We start from the raw sequence: 23,573 nt of genomic DNA, 5'->3' as shown, positions 1-23,573 counted from the left end.
CAATGAGTAAACATACTAAGTTATTTAAGAAATTGGTTTTAGCAAGCGTAGGCATGTTCGCTTTTGCCTTTGCGTTAGTCCCGCTATATGACGTTTTTTGTGATATCACCGGCCTTAACGGTAAACCCTCATTAGAGCGGGCAAAAGTGAGTGATGAGGTTGATCTTAACCGACAAGTTGATGTCGGTTTTTTAACCGATGTTGCACAGGGGGCTCCCTTTAAAGTGACCGTTGATCAAGCGCTTGTAACAGTTAAACCTGGTGAAATGAATCAAGTTATATTCAGCGCTCATAACCTCAGTAATGAAAGTCGGACAATGCAGGCCGTGCCATCGGTTAGCCCCGGCCTTGCGGCGCAATATATGCATAAAGTTGAATGTTTTTGCTTTACCCAACAAATATTGCAACCGGGTGAGAAAGTCTCTCTTACCCTGCTGTTTTATATAGATACCGAAATAACACCGGATATAAAAGAATTAACCTTGTCTTACACCGTGTATGACATCGTTACTGCTAAATAAGTTTAAGGGGTTAATAGATGAAATCTGCAGCTGCGACTAGTTATGATAAGTACTATGTACCAACGCAAAGCCACTGGCCAATAGTCGGCGCTGTTGCCCTGTTTTGTATTGCATCGGGTGCAGGTTTAACCGTGATGCAAATCGGAAAACAGGGGGCATCGGGATCCTATCTATTGATGCTCGGATTTGCTGTGCTGTTCTTTATGCTTTTTGGCTGGATTAAAAATGTCATTCATGAATCTATGTCTGGGCTTTACTCTGTGCAGATGGATCTTTCATTTCGCCAGTCGATGTGGTGGTTTATTTTTTCTGAAGTGATGTTTTTTCTGGTTTTTTTCGGGGTGTTATTTTATGCGCGTATGTTTTCTGTTCCCTGGTTAGGTGGTGAGGGTAACAATGCGATGACTAATGAGCTGTTATGGCCGGAATTTCAATCTATCTGGCCATTAACAAAAACCCCTTCAGGGGAGACGACTCAGGCAATGGGTTGGTTTGGCCTGCCCTTGTTAAATACTTTTATCCTATTAACCTCTTCTGTCACTGTGCATTTTGCGCATCACGCTTTACTCGCAGGAAAACGTACGCAATTAAAAGCGTTAATGATCATTAGCGTATTACTGGGGGGAAGTTTTTTATACTTTCAAGTGACAGAATATATCCATGCATACCATGAGTTAGGGTTAACCCTTACATCCGGTATTTACGGGAATATCTTTTATATGTTGACCGGTTTTCATGGCATGCACGTGACCTTAGGGACGATATTATTGTTGATTGTTACGCTGCGAATATTTAAGGGGCATTTTAGTAAAACGAATCATTTTGCTTTTGAGGCCGCTGTCTGGTATTGGCATTTTGTCGATATCGTATGGCTGTGTTTATTCTTTTTTGTCTATGTGCTTTAAGTGTTGAAACTGCCGGTTATTTCATCTTCGATCGTAGTAATTGTAGTGGTGGTATGCATCGGATTAGCCAATTGGCAATGGCAGAGGGCAGATCAGAAACAACAGAGATTAGATAACATTGATAGGATGCAGCAAAAAGGGTTATTGAGTTGGTCCGGTTTAACTCTATTATCTGAAACGCTGGATAAAACTGGATTACGCCTGCAATTGCAGGGTAGGGTGGAAAGTAGACAATACTGGTTATTGGATAATCGCACCCTAAATGGGCGCCCGGGATACGACGTTCTTGCCACCTTTTATCCAACGGGCAGTACGTCAGGTTTATTAGTTAACTTTGGCTGGGTAGCGCAAGGACTCAGTCGTAACAAACTACCTCAGGTTCAATTACCCGAACAACAAATAAGTATCACTGCGCAGTTAAAACAGGGTGATTTAGCCGGGTTTTATTTGCCCGGGGCAGAGCTTGCCGGCAGGGGATGGCCGAAACTAATTCAATTTATTGATATACCCCAACAAGCACAGCAAAGTCAGACGCAACTTGTCGATTTTATGGCTTATGCAGTTGATAAGGACAGTTTTGCGCAACCTCACTATCAGCCCGTTATTATGCCGCCCGAAAAACACCTGGCTTATGCTTTGCAATGGTTACTGATCGCTTTATCTGCCGTGGTGGTGTTTGTTTTTGCAATGCGCAATCAGTACCAGCAAGACAAGTTTTCGGATACTGAAAAAAAAGAGCCAAGCAATTAATTCTAATATTTGGAAAATTAATGAATAATAAAAAATTAATGTCTTTATTTGTGATCAGTTTTATTCTGCCCTTAGCATTGGCGCTGCTGGCCTTAAAATTGGACTGGTTCCCAGGCAACACGGTTAATAATGGCAAATTTTTAACCCCTGAAGTTAAGTTAAGCGAGTGGGCTAGTATTGATCCTAAACCTTGGTCTATTGGTTTAGTTGCCGGACAAAACTGTACTGAAATCTGTTTAGGGCATCGGGATGAACTAAAAAATTTATATGTCGCATTAGGAAAAAACCAAAGTAAAGTCGACCTGGTGCTATTAGGTGAAAAAAGTCCGGCTGCTGAGGGGTTTAAAAATTACGCAGTGACCAATGATAATCTTAAACCTGATGTTTTATATTTAATCGATCATATGGGGCTTATTGTGTTTTATTACCCTCTTGTCTCTGATCTGCACAGTAATCAATTAACCGGTAAAGGTTTAATCAAAGATCTTAAAAAATTACTAAATTATGCCCGCAGCGCTTAGCCCAAAGCTCGAAGTTCAAAGGCTCGTAACTCGAAGCTCGAAGGCTCGAAGCTCGAAGCCTGCAGCCCCTTTTAACAATTGATAAGGTTAGATGAAAATGCAAAAAACAGGTGTAAATATCATCAATAATCGCTATAAAACATTAGTCCTATTGAGTTGTCTATTATCTGTTTTAGTGGTCGGTTTAGGCGCTTATACGCGCTTAAGCGATGCCGGTTTAGGTTGCCCGGATTGGCCCGGGTGTTATGGCTCTTTAACTGTACCGGCAGAGTTAGATGCAAGCGCTACAGCAAAACACAGTCAACCGGGCACTATGGATTTAGTCTTTGAATCCGCAAAAGCCTGGAAAGAGATGATTCACCGATACTTTGCCGGAACGCTCGGTTTAATGCTTTTGGCTATTTTATTATGGCCACTGTTTAACAATCTAAAAGTCTTAAGACATCAATCATCAATCAATAAAAAAAAGCACTCGCCGAATGTTTTAATGCCGTTTAAATTACCTGCACTGCTGGTTTTATTGGTGCTATTTCAGGCCTTCCTAGGCATGTTAACCGTGACTATGCAGCTCCAGCCTCTGATTGTAATGGGGCATCTGCTCGGTGGTTTTGCCATCTTGAGTTTATCAACTCTATTCTACCTGCGCCTTATCAGTAACCCCTCAGACACTAATGATTTCGCTGTTCAGCACGCTTATCTATGGTGTCTAAGTGCATTGTTTGTCCTGCTGATACAAATCGCTTTGGGAGGGTGGTTGGCGGCTAATTATGCTGCGCCCTATTGTGCTGGTTTGCCATTATGCAGTGGCGGATGGAACGCAGGTGACTGGCAGCAAAATTTTTCAATTTTAGACATTTTCCAGTTACCTGCGACGTCCAATAACTATGAATATGGGGTGTTATCGCCGCAGGCGCGCATGTCTATCCATTTAGCACACCGATTCTGGGCAATTATCACTGCCATTACTATTTTGGTTGTGGCAATAAAAGTTTATTGGTTAAGCCAATCTAATAAAGTGAAAAACAGTGCGCTGCTTGTGATCTTGATGGTTATCTGCCAGGTTTCATTGGGTGTTTTTTTAGTTTATTGGGCTTTTCCGATAAGCATCGCATTGGCTCATAATTTAATGGCGGCAATGTTACTGCTGAGTTTAATAAGATTAACCTATTACGTGAAATTATTAGCATTGCCGCATAAGTCGATTGCCGGTTTTAATACTTTTTAAGGAGAAAAATAATGGCGAATAGTATCACTCACAATACAGCAACGGTCAGCGCCTCATTAAATGAGGACTCCTTAACTGAGAGTCGCTTGCCTACAATAAATGACTACTTAGAGTTGTGCAAAATCAAAGTGGTGGCGTTACTGGTCTTAACCGCATTGGTTGGATTAGCGCTGGCGCCCGATATGGGGCGAGGTTATTTCGTGCAGCTGTTAAGTTTGTTCGGAATCGGTTTATTATCGAGCAGTGCCGCTGTGATTAATCATATCGTAGACAGCAAAATTGACGCAAAAATGGTGCGCACAAAAAACCGACCGTTAGTGAGAAAAGCCGTGTCTCGCAGGCAAGCCTTGATCTTTTCAGCTGTAATAGGGACATTAGGTTTTAGCTTGCTGGTCTTTGCCGCAAATTGGTTAACGGCGCAAATGACGCTGTTTGCGCTGGTGGGTTATGCATTTGTCTACACGATGTTTTTAAAACGAGCGACACCACAAAATATTGTGATCGGCGGATTAGCGGGTGCGATGCCTCCTCTTCTGGGTTGGATTTCTGAAACCGGACAATTAGCCGCACAGCCGTGGATCTTAGTGATGATCATATTCACCTGGACGCCTCCCCATTTTTGGGCGCTGGCGATTCACCGTAAAGCCGATTATGCAAAAGCTAAAATACCCATGTTGCCGGTCACGCACGGCACTGATTTCACCAAAACCTGTATATTGTTATATAGCTTATTATTGACCGTGGTGTGTTTTTTACCTTTCTTAATCCATATGTCGGGTTATTTGTATTTATTCGTCGCCATGCTGATCAATATTATTTTTATCTATAAAGCCGTCGCATTAAAATTATCGGAAACATCCTATGGTGCGTTGAATCTTTTTAAATATTCGATTCTCCATTTAACTCTGTTATTCATAGCCTTATTTGCAGATAAATTTCTGATGTAATAATAAACCGACCTTTGCGCGTTTTTTCCCCGATCCCTGCTTGATAATGCTATTATCTCCGGCTTGTCATTATTATTTTAAGCAGCTTGAAGGTCAATATGAACAGAACGGAAATAATCGCCCTCGGAAGAGATATTTTTAAGCAAACTTGGCCAATGGTTTTTGGTATTTTGTCTTTAATGAGTTTTCAACTCGCAGACAGTGCTTTTATAAGTCAACTTGGTGTTTTGCCATTAGCTGTACAGGGTTTTACCATGCCATTACAGATGCTGTTTATTGGCCTGCAGGTGGGATTAGGTATTGCGACAACGGCGGTTATTTCAAGAATGTTAGGCCAAAAAAAAGAAAATAGAGCCAGACAGATTGGCGGATTAGTCCTTATAATGGGCGCCGTTGGGGTCTTTGTCATCGCACTTCTTATGTGGTTTATGCGCCAGCAAATATTAACCCTGTTGGGTGCCTCGGCGGAAGTGAATCCCTATATAAATGAATACTGGCCTGTCTGGTTATGCAGTGCATGGTTAGGTGCCATGCTGTATTTTACTTATAGTATTTGCCGCTCTCATGGTAACAATTTTTTCCCAGGTATATTAATGATGGCAACCAGTATTATTAATATTGCCCTGGATCCTATTTTTATCTTTTATTTTGATTTAGGTTTGCAGGGGGCAGCGATCGCAAGTATCTGTTCATTCAGTATTGGCCTGTTTATTATTCTCCCCAAATTAGTGAGCAACAACTGGATCTCCTTTGATTGGGCTTCTCTGCCTGTCTGGACGTCAATTAAAGAGGTTAACGCAATAATGACGCCCGCTATGATGGGGCAATTATTACCGCCGCTTGCATCGGTTTTTGTGACTAAAATAGTGGCCGTTTTTGGGGTTGCTGCGGTTGCCGGATGGGCAATGGCATCGCGCATTGAGTTTTTTACTTTAGTTGTTGTGCTGGCGTTAACCATGTCACTGCCACCTATGGTTGGGCGATTATATGGCGCCAAAGATTGCACAACAATTATTAGCTTAGTCAAAATAGTGGTTCTCTTCAGTCTTCTTTTGCAGGCGGTATTAGCCGCTATTCTGTTTGTTTTTGCCGCGCCTTTGGCTGCATTTTTCAGCGCAGACAGTCAAGTTCAAAGCGTTATTTATCAGTATTTGCTTCTGGTTCCCATTAGTTTAGGTTCATTGGGCATCTGCATGTTAATGGTTTCTGTCTGTAATTCATTGGAAATGCCGATGCGCGCATTACTTATTTCAGCCTTACGTCTGTTCCTTTGCTACTTGCCTTTAGTCTGGATAGCCAGCCAGTTGTGGTTGTTAGAAGGGGTTATTATTGGTGCCATGCTCGGCAATACTCTGGCCGGTTTAATGGCCTGGAGCCTTTATTATAATGCTATTAAAAAGATCAAACCCGCTGTTCCGAAAATAGAACCTGTTTTGGAGTCTAGCCTCGACTTTAAAACCTAATCGCTATATACCCGTGATACTTCAAGATGCAAAGTCAGCAAGGAAAATTGTGCTGAGATGCTAGGCATAAAATTGAAGTACAATTATTCTACATAGCGATTTTATAACAACGCAGATTGGCACAATTTACCTTGCCCTACGGGGCGCAAGGTCGAAAACCAGCGCTGCGTTGCACCCATCGAAAAGGGAATAACCATTTAAGATGTAAATGCTTGCATTTACATCTACCGCTAGAGGATTAACGCAGTTAATCGCTCGAAAAGTCATGTTGCGTCTTGCTCTGATCGAAGATCTTGCACCTGACAAAGCATTTTGACGTAACATGTGTATAACAGGGGGAGATAATTTGAACAGACCTAAGCTCACCTTGATTCGCGGGTTGCCGGGCAGTGGTAAATCGACCTTAGCAAAAACATTAAATGCCGTTCATTTAGAAGCGGATATGTATTTTATAAACAAACAGGGTGAATACCAATTTGATTCTCGGCGATTAAAAGAAGCGCATTTATGGTGTCAAAATCAATGTGAATATTATTTAAATAGAGGTGAGAATGTGGTCATCGCGAACACTTTTGTGCAGCATTGGGAAATAGCACCTTACCGTAAGCTGGCTAAATTATTTAATGCCATATTAACCATTAAAGTCTGTACCGGTAACTATCAGAACAGTCATGATGTTGATCTGTTATCCATCAATAAAATGAAGAAAAACTGGCAGCGCTAATCAATTGTCAACATTATCATCAAAATCAGCCACTCAATTGATACATTTAAACTAAGCTTTCAATTACACACTATAAACTTAGCGTTATTGGATTCTAATATGTTAAATGATGTTCATATAAAGTGGCTGTATTTCATCGGTGATATTCACGCCCAATATAAAAAACTGCTTAGGCTGCTTGATCTTCTGTCTTTTGATCTCGATAATCTTGAATCGAATGTTGGTAATACCCAGCTGGTATTCATGGGTAATCTTATTGATAACGCACCTGGTTTGGAGGGGGACCCGTTAGGTTTACTCCAGCTGGTAGAGTCTCTTGTTGCTCAAAATCATGCCTGCTGTTTACTGGGTGAAAATGAGTTTAATGCAATAGGTTGGGCCACCCAATTAAGGCAGGGTGAGTGGGCAATAACACACTCAGCCAGTAATTTTATGCAGCATCAACGCTTTTTAGAGATGTTAGGTGAAGGTTCAGATCAACACTTATACTGGATAAATTGGTTTAAAAAACGGCCACTTTTTATCGATTTTGAATCTGTGTCTGCGATCCACGCCTGTTGGGATGATCCTGCCCTTAACGCCATTGAACCCTACCTGAATAATGATAATAGTTTAAAAGAAGAGCATTGGGGAAATGCATTTGATCCAAACCATGAATTATTTGCATTATGTGCAACCTTATTAAAGGGCGCTGAATACCCCCCGAAGGGAGAATCACTTGTTGATATTACGGGCATTATACCTGAGTGGTGGCGGGCTTATGAGCAGCAGGGACATGTTAAACCCGTTGTCGTGGGACATTACAGCTTATCGGGACTACCTGAAGTGCAATCAAAAAATGTTATATGTGTAGATTATAACGCTGCGAAAGCTGATAACCCTTTGGTTTCCTATAAAGTATCCCTGTCAGCAAGTGAACCGCCATACGAATTTGTTAATGAAAATAATTTTAGATATGTTGGGCAACCTGACTTGGAGGACTTAACTGATCAGGGATTAATGTCTCTGTTAGACCGGCAGAAAAAGCAATTTGAAACCTTGCAGGATCAAAATCACAGTGAAAAAGAGGTTCTTTTTATCGCCTTGTTAAGTCAAATCTTATGCAAAGATTGGAATCCGCTTGCTCTGACTGATTTAAATGCATGTCGCGATGCCTATTCTGATTACGAAGAAGGTGCTTTCCTTTTTGCAAAATACGCTGACGTGGGGTTATTAGGTGGATACCTGTACTTATGCCAAAGTATTGGGATCGGATTAGAGATAAACAATGGCAAACAAAAATGTGCCCGTGTTGCTTGGAAATTAATCAATAAAGCAAAAGAGTCTGGTATCAAATAACATACTGATAAATAAGGGATTTCAGACTTAAATATAAACATTCATTTTCTGATTTTTTGTAACAAGCTTAAAATACTACCACCGATAGCACCGCTACACAGAAAAAGACGAGTGTCTTCAGCACAGGGCCTGAAGGCTGGAAAGCTCGCAGCTTGAAGGCTCGAAGTAGGGTGCGCTCCGCACACCGATTTCTGCTGCTTGCGGTGCATGGAATGCACCCTACTGATAACAATTGAGCTCGAAACTCGAAGCATAAACTGATAACCACAAGCATCACCTTGCTTTAGCCGGGTGAGCTTCAGCAACACCGACAGGCGGACAGTGATAGCTTTTAGTCACCTCTTTATTTTCTATTGAATGTAAATGGATATCAAACCCCCATAAACGATGAATATGCTTTAACACCTCTGTCGTTGAATCTGCCAATGGTTTACGGTCATACTGGTTGTGGTTCAGGGTTAGTGAGCGGTCACCTTCAAGATCAACACTGTAAACTTGTATATCAGGCTCCTGATCACCCAAATTATAGAGACCCGCAAGTGATTCCCGAATACGGTGATAGCCATCATCATCATGAATTGCGCTGACTTCAATGTAGGGGTTTTTGTCATCATCAACAATACAAAACAGTTTTAAATCACGGATTACTTTGGGTGATAAATACTGCAGAATAAAACTTTCATCCTTAAAATTTCGCATTGCTTGATCCAAACTTTTTTTCCAGTCACTGCCGGCAAGATCGGGAAACCATCGTTTATCTTCATCACTGGGATGTTCACAGATACGGCGGATATCTGTCATCATACTAAAGCCAAGGGTATAAGGATTAATCCCATTATAATATTGGCTATCAAAAGGAGGCTGATAAATGACGCTGGTATGTGATTGTAAAAATTCCAATATAAAACCTTCAGTCACCAATCCCCGATTGTACATTTCATTGACTAGCGTGTAGTGCCAAAAACACGCCCAACCTTCATTCATGACTTGCGTTTGACGTTGCGGGTGAAAATATTGAGATATTTTTCGCACTATACGCACCACTTCTCTCTGCCATGATTTTAATAAAGGCGCATTTTTTTCGATAAAATAAAGTAAGTTTTCTTCTGGCTCTTCGGGAAAGTGCTTGCTGCTTTTGATATTTTTTGTTTTTCCCTGGGGTATGGTTCGCCATAAATCATTGACCAGATTTTGCCGGTTCTCTTCCCGCTTTTGCTGACGATTATGCTCCTTTTCAGCCGATATCGGGTGAGGGCGTTTATAACGATCAACGCCATAATTCATAATCGCGTGGCAAGAATCAATAATACTTTCTACTGCACTAATACCATGCTTTTCTTCACATTTAGTAATGTATTTTTTAGCAAAAAGAAGATAGTCGATAATAGAGTCTGCATCTGTCCAAGTTTTAAATAAATAATTACCTTTGAAAAAAGAGTTGTGTCCGTAACAGGCATGGGCAATCACCAGTGCCTGCATGGTCATGGTATTTTCTTCCATCAGGTAGGCAATACAAGGATTTGAATTAATGACTATTTCATAAGCCAGCCCCATATGTCCGCGTTGGTATGAACGTTCTGTACTGATGAACTGCTTCCCGTAGGACCAATGGTGGTAACCTAAGGGCATCCCTGTTGAAGCGTAGGCATCCATCATTTGTTCAGAGCTGATAACCTCAATTTGATTCGGGTAAGTATCCAGACCAAACTCAGCTGCTATTTTACCTATTTCACTGTCATAGGCTTCAATCAGTTCGAAGGTCCATTCGGATGTGGTCGAAATCGGTTTCTGTTTCATATTACCTGCTTGTGAAATATTTCGCGAAATACAGTATAGATTTCAGCCGCATCAACCACCTGTTCCATGGCAAAGGTATCAGGAAAATTAGCTTTCACTTGCTGATAGGAATGCCAGAGCAATTGGTGAGCATTAGGGGTGATTTCAATATAGGAAAAATATTGTAATTTAGGCAGCAGTGCCTTGCACAATATCTCTTTACAAACCGCTGAGTCATTATTCCAATTATCGCCATCGGATGCTTGTGCTGCATAGATATTCCAGTCGCCAAGCGGATAACGCTGTTCAATAATCTGCTGCATCAATTTTAAGGCACTGGATACAATAGTGCCGCCCGTTTCTCGTGAATAAAAGAATTCCTGCTCATCAACCTCCATAGCGACGGTATGGTGACGTATAAAAACAATCTCAGTACGCTGATAATTTCGCTGTATAAACAGATACAATAAAATAAAAAATCGTTTAGCAATTTCTTTGGTGGCCTGATTCATTGAGCCCGAAACATCCATAATACAAAACATCACCGCTTTAGCCTGCGGGGCGGGTTCCTTAGCACGCAAGTGATATTTTAAATCAAAATCATCCAACCAGGGGACGCGCTTAACGCGTGATTTTAGCGTTGATATTTTTTCACGTAATTGTTCAATCTCAACCTGATTTTTTAAAACGGGCTCCTTTGCCACTAATAAATGCAGCTGTTTTTCAAGCGCCTTTAATTTTTTACGTTTACTTAGGGTGAGTGCGATGCGCCGTGCATGTGCTGATTTTAATGATCGAACAACATCAACTTGACCGGGGGAGCCCTGATTACTAAAACCTGCCTGATGGAGTTTAAATTCATCGCTGCCAAGTAATTGGCGCTTAATCATATTAGGCAAGGCGAGTTCATCAAACATAAAATCAAGAAACTCTGCCTGGGTTATTTGAAAAACAAATTCATCTTCCCCTTTCCCGCTATCACTCGCACCCGAGCCACTGCCCCCAGCACCGCCGGAAGGAGGACGTTCAATACGGTCACCACCAATAAAATCTTGATTACCCGGTAATACGCGTTTGGCATGCCCCCCCTGACCATGGTGGAAAAAAGACTCTTTCATATCTTCGGCGGGAATATGTATCTCCTCGCCATGTTCGAGATCAGTTATTGAGCGCCGGCTTATGGCATCAGTCACCGCTTTTTTGATATGTTTACGATAACGTTTCAAAAAGCGCTGTCTGTTAACCGTGCTCTTTTTTTTGGCATTTAACCTGCGATCAATAATATAACTCATAAGCAATCACCATCAGTAAAGTTGACAGCAGGGAATGGATTTTTATCAACATAAAAAAACATGACATTCCCCTAATTTAATCCAGATAAATCATTGTGATTTTCTAACCCGTAAATACCACTCGGACAGTAAGCGAACCTGCTTTTCGGTATAACCCCGGTCCTTCATCCGATCGACAAATTCTTTGTGTTTATGCTGGTCATCTGCCGACGCTTTTGCATTAAATGAAATAACCGGCAATAAATCTTCTGTATTGGAGAACATTTTTTTCTCAATAACGGTACGTAGTTTCTGGTAACTATTCCAATTTGGATTTTTACCCTCGTTATTTGCGCGTGCGCGCAGCACAAAATTAACCACTTCATTACGAAAATCTTTTGGATTACTTATCCCCGCCGGTTTTTCTATTTTTTCGAGCTCTTCATTAAGGGAGTTTCGATCCAATATCTCCCCGGTTTCTGGTGCCCTAAAATCTTGATCTTGAATCCAAAAATCAGCATAGGTGACATAACGATCGAATATGTTTTGACCGTATTCCGCATAGGATTCTAAATAGGCGGTTTGAATCTCTTTGCCGATAAAGTCTATATAGCGCGGGGCAATAAATTCTTTAATAAACCCTAAATATTTTTCCTGTAACTCTTTTTTAAACTGTTGTTGTTCAATCTGCTGTTCTAATACATACAATAAATGTACCGGATTAGCAGCAATTTCAGTGGGATCAAAATTAAATACTTTAGAGAGTATTTTAAAAGCAAAGCGGGTTGATAAACCATCCATCGCTTCATCAACACCCGCTGTATCTTTGTATTCCTGCATCGATTTAGCTTTAGGATCCGTATCCTTTAAGTTCTCACCGTCATAGACCTTCATTTTTGAATAGGTACTGGAATTTTCAGGCTCTTTCAGGCGTGACAAAATAACAAACTTGGCCAGCATGCTAAGCGTATCCGGGGCGCAATGTGCAGCATACAACGAACTGTTTTCTAATAATTTTTCATAAATTTTAATTTCTTCAGATACGCGCAGGCAGTAGGGGATTTTTACAATATAGACGCGATCAATAAACGCCTCATTATTTTTATTATTTTTGAAGGTTTGCCATTCTGATTCATTAGAATGGGCAAGAATAATACCGTCAAAGGGAATGGCACTTAAGCCCTCGGTACTATTATAATTGCTCTCTTGTGTGGCGGTTAATAACGGGTGAAGCACCTTGATCGGGGCTTTAAACATCTCCACAAATTCCATCAAACCTTGGTTTGAACGGCATAAAGCGCCCGAGAAACTGTAAGCATCGGGATCATTTTGCGAAAAATCTTCAAGTTGGCGAATATCAACCTTACCGACCAGAGATGAAATATCCTGATTATTTTCATCACCCGGCTCGGTTTTTGAAATCGCTATTTGATTAAGAATAGAAGGGAAGAGCTTAACCACCCGAAATTTACTGATATCACCATTATATTCCTGTAACCGTTTACCTGCCCAGGGCGACATTATGGTGCTGATATAACGTTTTGGGATGCCGTAATCTTCGCTGAGTATTTGTCCATCTTCTTCCGGATCAAACAAACCCAGTGGTGATTCAAATACTGGAGAGCCTTTAATGCAGTAGATAGGCTGTTTTTCCATCAGTGATTTGAGTTTTTCTGCTAATGATGATTTACCGCCGCCAACGGGGCCAAGCAAATAAATAATTTGTTTTCTTTCTTCCAAGCCCTGAGCTGCATGTTTAAAATAGGAAACAATATTTTCAATGCACTCTTCCATACCGTAAAAATCATCAAATGTGGCATAGCGTTTGATTACTTTATTGGAAAAAATGCGACTTAAACGGGGATCGCGAGAAGTATCGATCAGTTCAGGCTCACCAATCGCCAGTAACATTCTTTCTGCTGCAGAGGCATAGGCACCGGGATCCTTCTTACATAGCGCCAGATATTCCTGAATGGACATTTCTTCTTCTTTGACATTGTCGTAACGTTGACGATAGTGCTCTAAAAGATTCATAATTCCCCCTGATCATAGGCAAAGGTGCAAACAACCAAGACTTAGTTGTTCATCCGTGATATTTATCAAAACTCATTAGCCGATAACTAATAAACATAAGTAATTTAATCTCATTACCTTTTGCTTAAGGGTAGTCAAAAATCTAAATTTGTTACCTTTGTTTTTAAAAAAACATCTAAAAGAGAGAGCTTCAGCTCACTCTTTTATCAATAGAGAAAATAATTTTATACTTTTATATTTAGTCACTTACGTTGAAGACCTATTGAGCAACCTTGTTATGGATTCTGTGTATGGCAGCTTTAATTGAGGGAGGAAGCGCTGCTTATAGATCCCTTTTTTTTAAATGATAAGTGCGTACACTTTCTATTATAAATTAGCTTTTTTTCAGTGCATCTTCCAATTCATGCAATTCATTAAAAACCAAATGGGCGCTGTATTTAAACGACAGGTCAATATTATGGGTAATAAGACAAGAAATCATTCCAGCATTATTTGCCGCTTGTACATCATAAAAATGATCACCCACATACATTATATTTTGGCACTCTATTCCCCATAATTGCGCGATTGCAAATAATGCTTCTGGATTGGGTTTAGCCGGATAGTCTTCACGCGTTATTAAAATATCCACGCTAATTGCATTATTTTTTAATTTTGTGTTAGCCGCCTGCCGGCAGTTTCGAGTGACTATCCCGACAGGGTATTTCTGGATGGCCATAAATGCCAATAAACTTTTTGAGCCAGGTAAAAACGAGGCTGTCAGTGCATCTGACATCTCATGAGAAACAATTAAATCCTCTGCCTGTTTCATAAGAGAGGCTGATTTGATTTCATTAATAAAATCTAAAATATCAACCTTGCCTGGGCAACTTATAATCTCCCTTAACAACTTAAAATCAAGCTGCGAGCTTACTAGGGTGTTATCTAAATCGAATATCAGTGCTTGTATCGTGCTTAAATCTTTCATGTGGTTCCTTATTCATTAGGGAGACAGTATCAATCTGCACGCTGTTAATTGTGCTAACGTCAGGTTATTTTTAATAAGAGGCTGAGTTTTAGGCTTTAATATTATCCAACTAACTGATTTAAATTGGTATTTTTTTTGAATGTATTAGTATTATGGTATAGTATAAAAAATAGACAATAAATGCTAAAGTAAAATGCTTTTATATGCCCAGATAGATGCTGCAGTGGTATAGCAGAAAAATTATTCCATCTGACTATTAATGCTTATTTTGCAGTACAAAGCTCACTTAAAAATGATTTAATGGCGTTATGAAAATAATAAATAATAAATAATAGATGTTACGATGAGGTGTTTATAATGGTTGATTTTTCTTTAACTCATTTTACCTCGCAAAATAAACCGATTTGTCTATTCCTGCCAGCGCCTTAATATTTAAAAAGGGTTTTTTTTGCCTAATATTATAAGAGTTTTTGTTTGTTTATGTACCTTGCTGAGTCAGCAATTATTCGCTGACGAGCTAAAAAAGGTAACACTGCAACCCTCCTGGTTCGAACAATTCCAATCTGCCGGTTATTATATTGCTCAAGAAAAGGGTTTTTATAATGACGTCGGATTAGACGTTACTATCAAAGATTATCAGTTTGGGAGCGATGCTGTACAAAAAATCAATGATGGTGAAATTGATTTTGCCGTCGGTTACGAGAGCATAATACTTGGTAAGGCCAACCATAAAAAAATTGTCATTTTATATGCCCTTTTTCAATCAAGTCCGCTTGTCCTGCTCAGTACCAAAGCATCAAAAATCAATAGCATCAGTCAGTTTGTTGGTAAAAAAATAATGACCACAAACAATGATTTTGCTCAAGCCTCATTAAAAGCAATGCTCAATTCAAATTATGTAGATTTGGAGAATGTAAATCTACTGCCCCATTCGCACAATATAAATGATTTGGTCAATAAAAAAACAGATCTGATCAGCGCTTATATATCAAAAGCACCCTACGAGTTAGATAAAATGGGGGTTACATATAATATTTTTGACCCTAAAGATTATGGTTTTGATATGTACAGTGATTTTTTATATACCAGTGAAGCATTGATTGCAAAAGATATCACCACGGTTAAGGCATTTAAAGCGGCTTCATTAAAAGGTTGGCAATACGCATTTACCCATATAACTGAAACGGCCGATTTAATCTTTGCTAAATATAATGAGCAAAATTTAACCAAAGAAGAGCTTGTGTTCGAAGGAAAAAAGCTTAAAAAGTTAGCATTTTTTAACACCGATCAGATAGGTGAAATAGATAACAATAAATTAAAAAGAATTTTAGAACTATACAAAGTATTAGGCGTGACAAAAGGAAATGTTGATTTTACACAGCTTGTTTTTGACGAAAAAAATCCCAGATTAATTTTAACCGCAGAAGAACGTACTTATTTGAATCAGAAAAAACAGATTACTATGTGTATTGACCCCAATTGGCTGCCCTATGAAGGTTTTGATCAACAAGGCAAGCATATTGGTTTAAATAGAGAATTTATTGATATTTTTAGAAAGCAGCTACCGATTCCTATTGAAATAGTCCAAACCAGCTCCTGGAGTGAGTCTCTGCAATTTGCAGAAGAGAGAAAATGTGACCTGCTATCTTTAGCTGCAAAAACTGAAGAGAGAACAAAATATCTCAATTTCACCTCTCCTTATTTAGTCACCCCGCGTGTTTTAGTCACTAAAACTCATATCCCATTTATAGATAATTTTACGAATCTGTCCAATAAAAAAATAGGCGTGCCAAAAGGTTATGAACAGGAAGAAATCATTCGACAAGATTATCCAAATATCATCATAGTAGAAGTTAATACGATAAAAGACGGGCTTGAAAAAGTGGAAAATGGCGAACTTTATGGACTGATAGGCGGGCTCGACACTGTTGGTCACCTATTACAGGGTCGTTTTATTGGGCAACTCAAAGTCAGTGGAAAACTTGATGAAAAAATGGAAGTTGGCATTGGGGTCAGAAATGATGACCTATTACTTTTGCAAGTCTCTGAAAAACTAGTCAATAATTTATCAGAAGAAATAAAACAAAGTATCATTAATAACAGCAGTGCGATTAAATATAAAGAAGAGTTTAATTATAAATTATTATGGCGGGTGCTGTTTGTTGTCTTGCTGTTGATTGCTTTTTTCTCATATCGGCAATGGCTGCTAACAAAGTTAAATAAGACGCTAAATAAAAAAATAAATCAGAAAACTGCAGCATTACAGGAGCTAAATGAAAGCCTTGAAAGAAGAATAAAGGAGAGGACCCAAAAGATAGAACATTCAAAAATGCTGTTGCAAGATGTCGCTTTTAAAGATAATTTAACCAGTATTTTTAACCGGCATTACCTTTTTGAAATATCACCGATGCTTTTAACTGTATCTGAAGAGACGCAGACACCTTTATCACTGTTGTTAATTGATGTTGATCACTTCAAAAAAATCAATGATACCTATGGCCATTTGACTGGCGATAATATATTGAAATTTATTGTGAAAAATATTCAGGCAATATTAAGAGCAGATGATATTTTTGTGCGCTTTGGCGGGGAAGAGTTTATTATTTTACTGCCTAAAGCAAACCTTGAAGAAAGTGTGATGGTTGCAGAAAAACTACGACTCAGTGTGGAGCAAAATAATTACCACAAAAACGGTATGGATATTTCTATCACCGTTAGTATTGGGGCCAGCCAGTACCAGCATACTGAGACCTTAGAAAAATTAATCAGTCGGGCTGATTTGGCATTATATAGCGCAAAAGAAAAGGGGCGAAATCAAGTTAAAAAAAATTAACTTAAATACAACGAATTAAAATTTTTCTGTTTCGCAATGTACTATATTTAAAATACGGGTTAAACAGAAAAGGATTTGATTTATGAAACAGCCACTACAAATAACTTTTCGCGATATGCCGCACTCAGATGCAGTTGAAACTCATATCCGGGAGAAGGTCGCCAAACTCGACGAATTTTATGATCATATTATGGCTTGCCATGTTGTGATTGAACAACCCCATGCGCATCATCAGCAGGGTAAATTGTTCCGTGTATCTATCGATTTGACTCTGCCAGATGGTGAACTTTTAGTGAATCGTTCAGCACCGGAACATCACGCTCACGAAGATGCCTATGTCGCTATACGTGATGCTTTTAAATCGATACGCAGACAGATGCAGGACTTTGTCAGAAAGCAGCGCGGCAAAGTAAAAACACATGAGACCCCTGACCATGGCAAAATCTCTGTAGTTCGAGGTGACAAGGATTTCGGCCGGATACTGACGGCAGATGGAAGAGATATTTACTTTCACCGAAACAGTCTGGTCGATAGCGGGTTCGATGCCCTGGAAATAGGCAATGAGGTTCGATTTGTCGAAGAAGCCGGTGACCAAGGTCCCCAGGCCAGCAGCGTACGTCTGATTGGCAAACACCATATTGTTGGTGAGTAATAAGCAAGCTTTGAGCTTCGGGTCTCGATCTTCGAGTTTTCTAGCTTTGAGCGGAATAGTTATCGGTAGGGTGCATTCTATACACCGCAAGCAGCGGCAATCGGTGCGCACCCTACGAGCTTTCCAGCTTTCCAGCTTTCCAGCTTTCCAGCTTTCCAGCTTTCCAGCTTTCCCGTTTTTTCGCTTACCGTTTACGCCTTCCCGCTTTGCTGAGTTTAAATGCAGACAACAAGTTGATTATCTGTTTGAAGCTTTATTACTGTAAAGAGGGCGCTTAGTAGGGTGCGCTCCGCGCACCGATTACGGCTGTTCGCGGTGCATAGAATGCACCCTACTGCTTTATGAGTGCCAATTTTGTGATCATAAACTTAATGTCTTTGGTATTAATGCTTTAATTACTGAAAAGAGGGCGCTTAAAAGAGATGCCGCATGACTGGTTGATTTATTAAGTTTGAGCAGTTTCTTGGCGGAATGTTTTATAGAAAAAGGCTGGTTAGAAAGGTTTAATACCAATCCGCTTATTTAACTGATCAATGACATCCAATCCCTCGTACACATTTTTATCACTCTTTTGCTGTCACTTACAAAATCATTCCAAGCATCACAGACAGTTTCAACTATTGAATCATAACCACTGAAACATCTGTTTGCTAAGTGATGTTGTCGAAGCCAACTCCATACCTGTTCAATCGGATTTAGTTCGGGTGAATAGGGTGGCAGCTTTATGATTGTTAAATTCTTGAAGTCAGCGTCAATATCATCGCTATGCCAACCAGCACCACCCATGATGATAACGGCATGTCTATCAATTGGGGTTCTATCTGATATTTGTTGAAGATGCGTCATCATAATGTCTTTGTTTACATAAGGTACGACTAGTGCTTCTGAAGCGCCATTGGTAATACAGACAGATCCAAATAAATAGGCGTATTCGAATTGCTGTTGTTTTACTGCTCTTGGACGGCTACCTTTTTCAGCCCATAATTTGGTTGTTGTATTTTGCTGGCCAAATCGTGCTTCATCTTGTAGCCATATATCCACACGATCTAATGCAATATGACCAGGGATCTTAAAGATCGTTTTGAATTGGAATTTTTTTAAAATCCTCTTGCGCTTCAATTGATTGCTTAGGGTGCTTAGAACGGGATGTTATCCAAGAAAAACCTAACTTATGCAGTAACTTATAAACACTTGATAAATGGTAATGCACTGCAAAATTTTCTTCTATATAAAGTTGTATGTCTGAGCCATTTAATCGTCCACCAAGCTCACTTTTAGATGACTCAGTTACATAATGAATGAGTTGCTTATGTTGCTCGTTCGATAATCGAAAAGGCCTGCCAGTTGTTTTTTTATCGATTAAGCCATCCATTCCAAATTGGTGATACTGAGAGATCCATTTATTTATACTGGTTCGGCTGACCTTTAAAAATTTAGCGATAGCAGTGCGTGAATTACCTTCTTGGAAGTGTGCAAGTGCTAAAAAACGGAGCCTCATTCGAACGCTTTGATGCGTTTTAGCTAATGCAGTAAAGTCATGTTTTTTTGTAGTCATCAATAGCGTTTCATTATTTAATAATTGGAATACTATTAGATCACATAATTAGTAGAATTGGTATAAGAGTCCGGTTTTTTCACTGACTGATTTTGATAGGGTTTAATATTATCAATGTGTTATTCGCCTGTAGGGGGGACGAAAAGTATTCCCGCTCGGTTATTTTAAGAGGATAGAGGCTCCTCAAAAATAACATCGCTTAGGGTCTTACTGAGTTAATTATTGTGATTTTTTATTGTGATTGTTTAATGGTGTTTTTTGTTTCTGATATTTGATCGCGATTTTGATGATACCAAAATCTTTTTCTTCCCGTAGCACGAGCCATAACAAATTCCTTATTTGGATTTAAAAGTACAGTTTTAAATTTTAGCGCTAACAATAAAAAGATAAATCGACATGACACAAACTGAAGTGGGTGTTATTGGGGTCAATCTTTGTAGCGGATAATTTAATGCTGTTATGATTTACTAAATTAAAGGTGATCTATAATCACCTTTTTGATTGCACTACATTATAGTGCGATTACATTTCCAGCCTGCAGACCTTTTTGGCCTTGCTCAACTTCAAATGAAACTTTTTGGCCTTCAGCCAATGTTTTAAAGCCTTCAGAAGCAATTGCACGGAAATGACAAAATACATCAGCTCCGCCGTTATCTTGAGTAAGAAAACCGAAACCTTTTGCTTCGTCAAACCATTTTACTAAACCGGTAGTTGAATTAGACATGTTGTGTCCCTTATATAAATTCATTAGAAATATCGCCAAAATGCGAAGTACTGAGAACTGAATTATTGAATGTGATGATGAAGCTAAGGGATAAACTAAGGACAACTACGATAACGTGGGAGCAACTGAGATAACAACTTGGACTTTATTCTTTCATTAATAACTCTTATTTTTCAGAGCAAACGTATGATAGTCTAAAAAAACTACAATAGCTAACTTTATTTTCAATTGTAATCGAGCACCCAAGCTTATTGGTGATCCAATCTTTTTAAGGCCTAGTCTACCATTGTTTAACTGCTTGTGGCTTTTGATGAACAGCCATACCTTTATGCTCGCTTGTTACCCCGCACTCAGCCCTCTGTCATTCCTGCAGTATTTTAGCGAGAATCTCAGTCCGTACTGCAAAAAACAGCAGTATAAGCGCTTAATTTACTCCTACTCTGAAATAAACAAAAAAGATCACAGACCTAAATCTGTAATCCAATGATGCCATTCGGTTAACTCATTCCCTTTTCCACTAAAAAAGGGAAAGCATTAAAAGCACATTTCAGTGACTACTTATAAAGCAGGCATTGCTTGAGCCAGTTTCCATGTGATATTCATCGTCTGGCTGCCCTCAAACTTTACAAAATCCACTGGTTATAACGCTCAGCTGAAGTCCGTTACTATCAGAAAGCATGTAATCCTTATCTGATTTGACAAGCCAACCTCATAACGAGACACGGGCTAGGGGAATATCATTATATTTAGCTTTAATTTAGTTCGACAGTATTAACTACCAATCAAACCTTTTACATGTTCAACGACACTTCGCCCTAGGGCATTTAAGGCATAGCCCCCCTCTAGCATGGAAACAATCCGGCCTTCGGCGTATTGATCGGCAATAATCTTTATTTCGTCAGTTACCCAACGATAATCGCTTTCAGTTAAACTTATTTGCGACATTTCATCTTCTATATGAGCATCAAAGCCTGCTGAAATTAAAATTAATTGTGGTTTAAATTTATGCAAGGCAGGTAACCAGTTTTCAGTAATGGCTTGACGAAATTCAGGACCTTTTGTGGTTGCTGGCAATGGGGTGTTAATGATGGGAGGGGTATTACTCTCCTGCATTTCAAAAGGGAAAAATGGGTATTGGTAGGTTGAGCAAAATAAATAACCAGTTTTATTTTTAACGATATTTTCTGTGCCATTACCGTGATGCACATCAAAGTCTAGAATGGCCACTCGTTCTAGTTGATACTTTTTTTTGGCGTATGCGGCAGCAATTGCAATATTATTGAAGAAACAAAATCCCATTCCTTTATCATATTCTGCATGATGCCCGGGGGGGCGAGTGGCACAAAATACGGCGCTAAGTGTTTTATCCATCACTAAATCAACAGCATTAATTGCGGCTCCGGCAGAAAGTAAAGCTGCGGGGAGCGATTCAGGGTTCATTGATGTATCATCATCAACGCGAAACATCCCTTCTTTTGGGGCATTGTCGAAAATGTAGTCTATATATTTCTTGTCATGAGCAAGTTCAATAATTTCACGGGCAATCGGTGTTGCATCATATTGGTGAATAACGTATTCAAGGCCACTTCTAATTAACTGATCTTGTATTGCCCCCATCCTTTGAGGGCTTTCCGGGTGGTGATCCCCCATATTATGGCGACTACAACGGTGATGACTAATAATACCAACAGTCATATCATATCCTCCTTTCCTAGTGCTTCAACACCAGGGGGCGTTAAAGGTAATGCTAAACTAAGTTCATCATAGTCTCGCTATAGGTCCGAATAAACCATAAAAATTTCTTTATCACCACAACGGTAGATTGCTCACCATTATGGTGTTCCATTTTTCAAATCAAAAGCTTATTCTAACCCACCGCCAACTTTGCGATGTCACGCCACAACTAAGCAGGCATTGCTTGAGCCTGTCTCGCTCATAAGCCTGAACTGGCGTAAATGACTTCAGCGTCCTGCCCTATGCCTTTCAGGTCGTTGTCGTAAATTCCAACGTTCAAATTTTTTCCTGACAAATTTGTCGCTCAATTTAACCTGTCTATTATTAAAAATAGAATAATCCATTGAATATCAAGCAAATATAAATTATTGTGGTTTTCATTTCATTTTCAAACTATTAAAACCAGCCAGTTAACTGCAAAATTCCAGTGAGTTCAAAATGATGACTTTTATTACAGCGCTTATCCCCATTATGATTCTTATTATTTTGGGATTTATTTTAAGGCGCATTAAATTTTTGCCAGAAGAAACTTGGCCAGGCATAGAAAAACTGACCTATTTTGTGCTTTTACCGGCTTTGCTCATTAGAACTCTTGGAAAACAATCTCTTATTGGCGCGCCTTGGCCATCAATGTTATTGATTGTCGTTGGAACAATAATGACATCCGCGCTATTACTTATTATTTTACGTAAAGCACTGTCAAAGAATAATGCGACTTTCACTTCAATTTTCCAAGGTGGTATACGCTTCAACACTTACATTACACTGGCTGTTGCACAAAGTTTATATGGTGCAACGGGACTCGCAATGGGCTCTGTTGCTGCTGGTTTTATGATTGTATTGATCAATTTGTGGTGCATATCCGTTTTTGTGATTTGGGGGAAAGCTTCATTTCAAGGGGTATTACCCTTTATAAAACAGATTGTTGGCAATCCATTAATCATAGCTTGTGTTATTGGTTGGTTTTTAAGTATAAGCGGTATTGGATTACCCTTTGTTGGAGATGTTCTAGAAATAGTGGGGCAAGCGGCATTACCCTTTGGACTTTTAGCCGTTGGAGCGGCGCTTCAGCTACAAGAAATCAAAGGCCATTTTAGGGCTATTGCTTTATCGTCAATAGCGCAGTTTGGACTAAAGCCATTGATTACTATATTTTTAGTTTCCTATACGGGACTTACTGGTGTCGCAGCAGCCGTATTGATTATTGCCTTTATGACGCCAACAGCGCCTTCTGCATACATACTTGCACGCCAATTAGGTGGCGATAAAGAGACAATGGCCTCTATTATTACAGTGCAAACTTTATTAGCATTTCTTATTATGCCTGTATTAGGAATACTGTTGCTTTAATTAGAGTCCGAATCGTCAGCCATGAGTGTGAGGAATAGGGTTGCGTCTTTCCTTTTGCTTAAAACGTAGTTAATACCTTTTAAAAACCATCAGGATCTTTGGTTTTGATCATTAACCTGAATTCATAAAAACAGGAAAGATCTCACCCATATCAAACTAAAATGCTTTTACTGTATTTATACTGAGGGAATTTTTCTGCTCTCATTTTGGCCTGAGGAAAGGTTTGGGTGCCCCGCCTTTCGTTTCGTTACTCTGACCCCAATTTTCTGACCCCAATTTTAAG

The 23,573-nt window shown here is 39.5% G+C and carries 19 protein-coding genes; 12 read left to right on the top strand and 7 right to left on the bottom strand.

What is annotated here, in order from left to right:
* The first annotated feature begins 2 nt into the window (after positions 1 to 2).
* The 9 genes from PING_RS14015 (at position 3) to PING_RS13975 (ending at position 8,394) form a co-directional block, all read left to right on the top strand.
* Positions 3 to 521 (top strand): cytochrome c oxidase assembly protein, encoded by a 519-nt coding sequence (locus PING_RS14015; protein WP_011770980.1) that lies wholly within the window; start codon positions 3 to 5, stop codon positions 519 to 521.
* Between the two features lie 17 nt (positions 522 to 538).
* Complete coding sequence (locus PING_RS14010; protein WP_011770979.1) at positions 539 to 1,426, top strand: cytochrome c oxidase subunit 3; 888 nt, start codon at positions 539 to 541, stop codon at positions 1,424 to 1,426.
* Entirely contained in the window at positions 1,427 to 2,176 is a 750-nt protein-coding gene (locus PING_RS14005) for an SURF1 family protein (RefSeq protein WP_011770978.1), read from the top strand.
* Positions 2,177 to 2,196: 20 nt separating this feature from the next.
* Entirely contained in the window at positions 2,197 to 2,697 is a 501-nt protein-coding gene (locus tag PING_RS14000; RefSeq protein ID WP_011770977.1) for a hypothetical protein, read from the top strand.
* 97 nt (positions 2,698 to 2,794) lie between these two features.
* The gene (locus PING_RS13995) at positions 2,795 to 3,922 is read left to right on the top strand and encodes a COX15/CtaA family protein (protein WP_011770976.1); all 1,128 of its coding nucleotides are present in this window, start codon (positions 2,795 to 2,797) and stop codon (positions 3,920 to 3,922) included.
* Positions 3,923 to 3,933: 11 nt separating this feature from the next.
* The gene (gene cyoE / locus PING_RS13990) at positions 3,934 to 4,869 is read left to right on the top strand and encodes a heme o synthase (protein WP_011770975.1); all 936 of its coding nucleotides are present in this window, start codon (positions 3,934 to 3,936) and stop codon (positions 4,867 to 4,869) included.
* A 98-nt stretch (positions 4,870 to 4,967) separates the two neighbouring features.
* Positions 4,968 to 6,332, top strand: coding sequence for an MATE family efflux transporter (locus tag PING_RS13985; RefSeq protein ID WP_011770974.1), 1,365 nt, complete (start codon positions 4,968 to 4,970; stop codon positions 6,330 to 6,332).
* Between the two features lie 346 nt (positions 6,333 to 6,678).
* Positions 6,679 to 7,056: an AAA family ATPase gene (locus PING_RS13980; protein WP_041766517.1), complete on the top strand. Its 378-nt coding sequence runs from the start codon at positions 6,679 to 6,681 to the stop codon at positions 7,054 to 7,056.
* 99 nt (positions 7,057 to 7,155) lie between these two features.
* Positions 7,156 to 8,394: a metallophosphoesterase family protein gene (locus tag PING_RS13975; protein ID WP_011770972.1), complete on the top strand. Its 1,239-nt coding sequence runs from the start codon at positions 7,156 to 7,158 to the stop codon at positions 8,392 to 8,394.
* A 273-nt stretch (positions 8,395 to 8,667) separates the two neighbouring features.
* Here the strand turns inward: PING_RS13975 and PING_RS13970 are convergent, their stop codons facing one another.
* From PING_RS13970 to PING_RS13955, 4 genes are all read right to left on the bottom strand, one after another.
* Positions 8,668 to 10,191: a SpoVR family protein gene (locus PING_RS13970; protein ID WP_011770971.1), complete on the bottom strand. Its 1,524-nt coding sequence runs from the start codon at positions 10,189 to 10,191 to the stop codon at positions 8,668 to 8,670.
* Positions 10,188 to 11,462: a YeaH/YhbH family protein gene (locus tag PING_RS13965; protein WP_011770970.1), complete on the bottom strand. Its 1,275-nt coding sequence runs from the start codon at positions 11,460 to 11,462 to the stop codon at positions 10,188 to 10,190. The genes PING_RS13970 and PING_RS13965 overlap by 4 nt, the downstream gene beginning before the upstream one ends.
* A gap of 90 nt (positions 11,463 to 11,552) precedes the next feature.
* Positions 11,553 to 13,475, bottom strand: coding sequence for a PrkA family serine protein kinase (locus PING_RS13960; protein ID WP_011770969.1), 1,923 nt, complete (start codon positions 13,473 to 13,475; stop codon positions 11,553 to 11,555).
* A 373-nt stretch (positions 13,476 to 13,848) separates the two neighbouring features.
* A complete protein-coding gene (locus PING_RS13955; protein ID WP_011770968.1) occupies positions 13,849 to 14,442 on the bottom strand; it encodes an HAD family hydrolase in 594 nt (197 codons plus the stop codon).
* Between the two features lie 448 nt (positions 14,443 to 14,890).
* Here PING_RS13955 and PING_RS13950 point away from each other — a divergent pair, with 448 nt between their 5' ends.
* The gene (locus PING_RS13950; RefSeq protein WP_011770967.1) at positions 14,891 to 17,275 is read left to right on the top strand and encodes a diguanylate cyclase; all 2,385 of its coding nucleotides are present in this window, start codon (positions 14,891 to 14,893) and stop codon (positions 17,273 to 17,275) included.
* 82 nt (positions 17,276 to 17,357) lie between these two features.
* Positions 17,358 to 17,927, top strand: a complete 570-nt coding sequence (locus tag PING_RS13945; RefSeq protein ID WP_011770966.1) for an HPF/RaiA family ribosome-associated protein — start codon at positions 17,358 to 17,360, stop codon at positions 17,925 to 17,927.
* 522 nt (positions 17,928 to 18,449) lie between these two features.
* Here the strand turns inward: PING_RS13945 and PING_RS20155 are convergent.
* From PING_RS20155 to PING_RS13925, 3 genes are all read right to left on the bottom strand, one after another.
* A protein-coding gene (locus PING_RS20155) for an IS630 family transposase (RefSeq protein ID WP_232279367.1) occupies positions 18,450 to 19,482 on the bottom strand; the annotation gives its coding sequence in 2 pieces (ribosomal slippage) (positions 18,450 to 19,020 and positions 19,019 to 19,482; 1,035 coding nt in all).
* A gap of 511 nt (positions 19,483 to 19,993) precedes the next feature.
* The gene (locus PING_RS13930) at positions 19,994 to 20,206 is read right to left on the bottom strand and encodes a cold-shock protein (protein WP_011770965.1); all 213 of its coding nucleotides are present in this window, start codon (positions 20,204 to 20,206) and stop codon (positions 19,994 to 19,996) included.
* 771 nt (positions 20,207 to 20,977) lie between these two features.
* Positions 20,978 to 21,901: a histone deacetylase family protein gene (locus tag PING_RS13925; protein ID WP_011770964.1), complete on the bottom strand. Its 924-nt coding sequence runs from the start codon at positions 21,899 to 21,901 to the stop codon at positions 20,978 to 20,980.
* 477 nt (positions 21,902 to 22,378) lie between these two features.
* Here PING_RS13925 and PING_RS13920 point away from each other — a divergent pair, with 477 nt between their 5' ends.
* Positions 22,379 to 23,290 (top strand): AEC family transporter, encoded by a 912-nt coding sequence (locus PING_RS13920; protein ID WP_011770963.1) that lies wholly within the window; start codon positions 22,379 to 22,381, stop codon positions 23,288 to 23,290.
* Positions 23,291 to 23,573: the final 283 nt, after the last annotated feature.

Origin of the sequence: Psychromonas ingrahamii 37, assembly GCF_000015285.1 — a bacterium.
GTDB classification, from domain to species: domain Bacteria; phylum Pseudomonadota; class Gammaproteobacteria; order Enterobacterales; family Psychromonadaceae; genus Psychromonas; species Psychromonas ingrahamii.
This window is presented reverse-complemented; position numbering and strand designations above follow the sequence as displayed.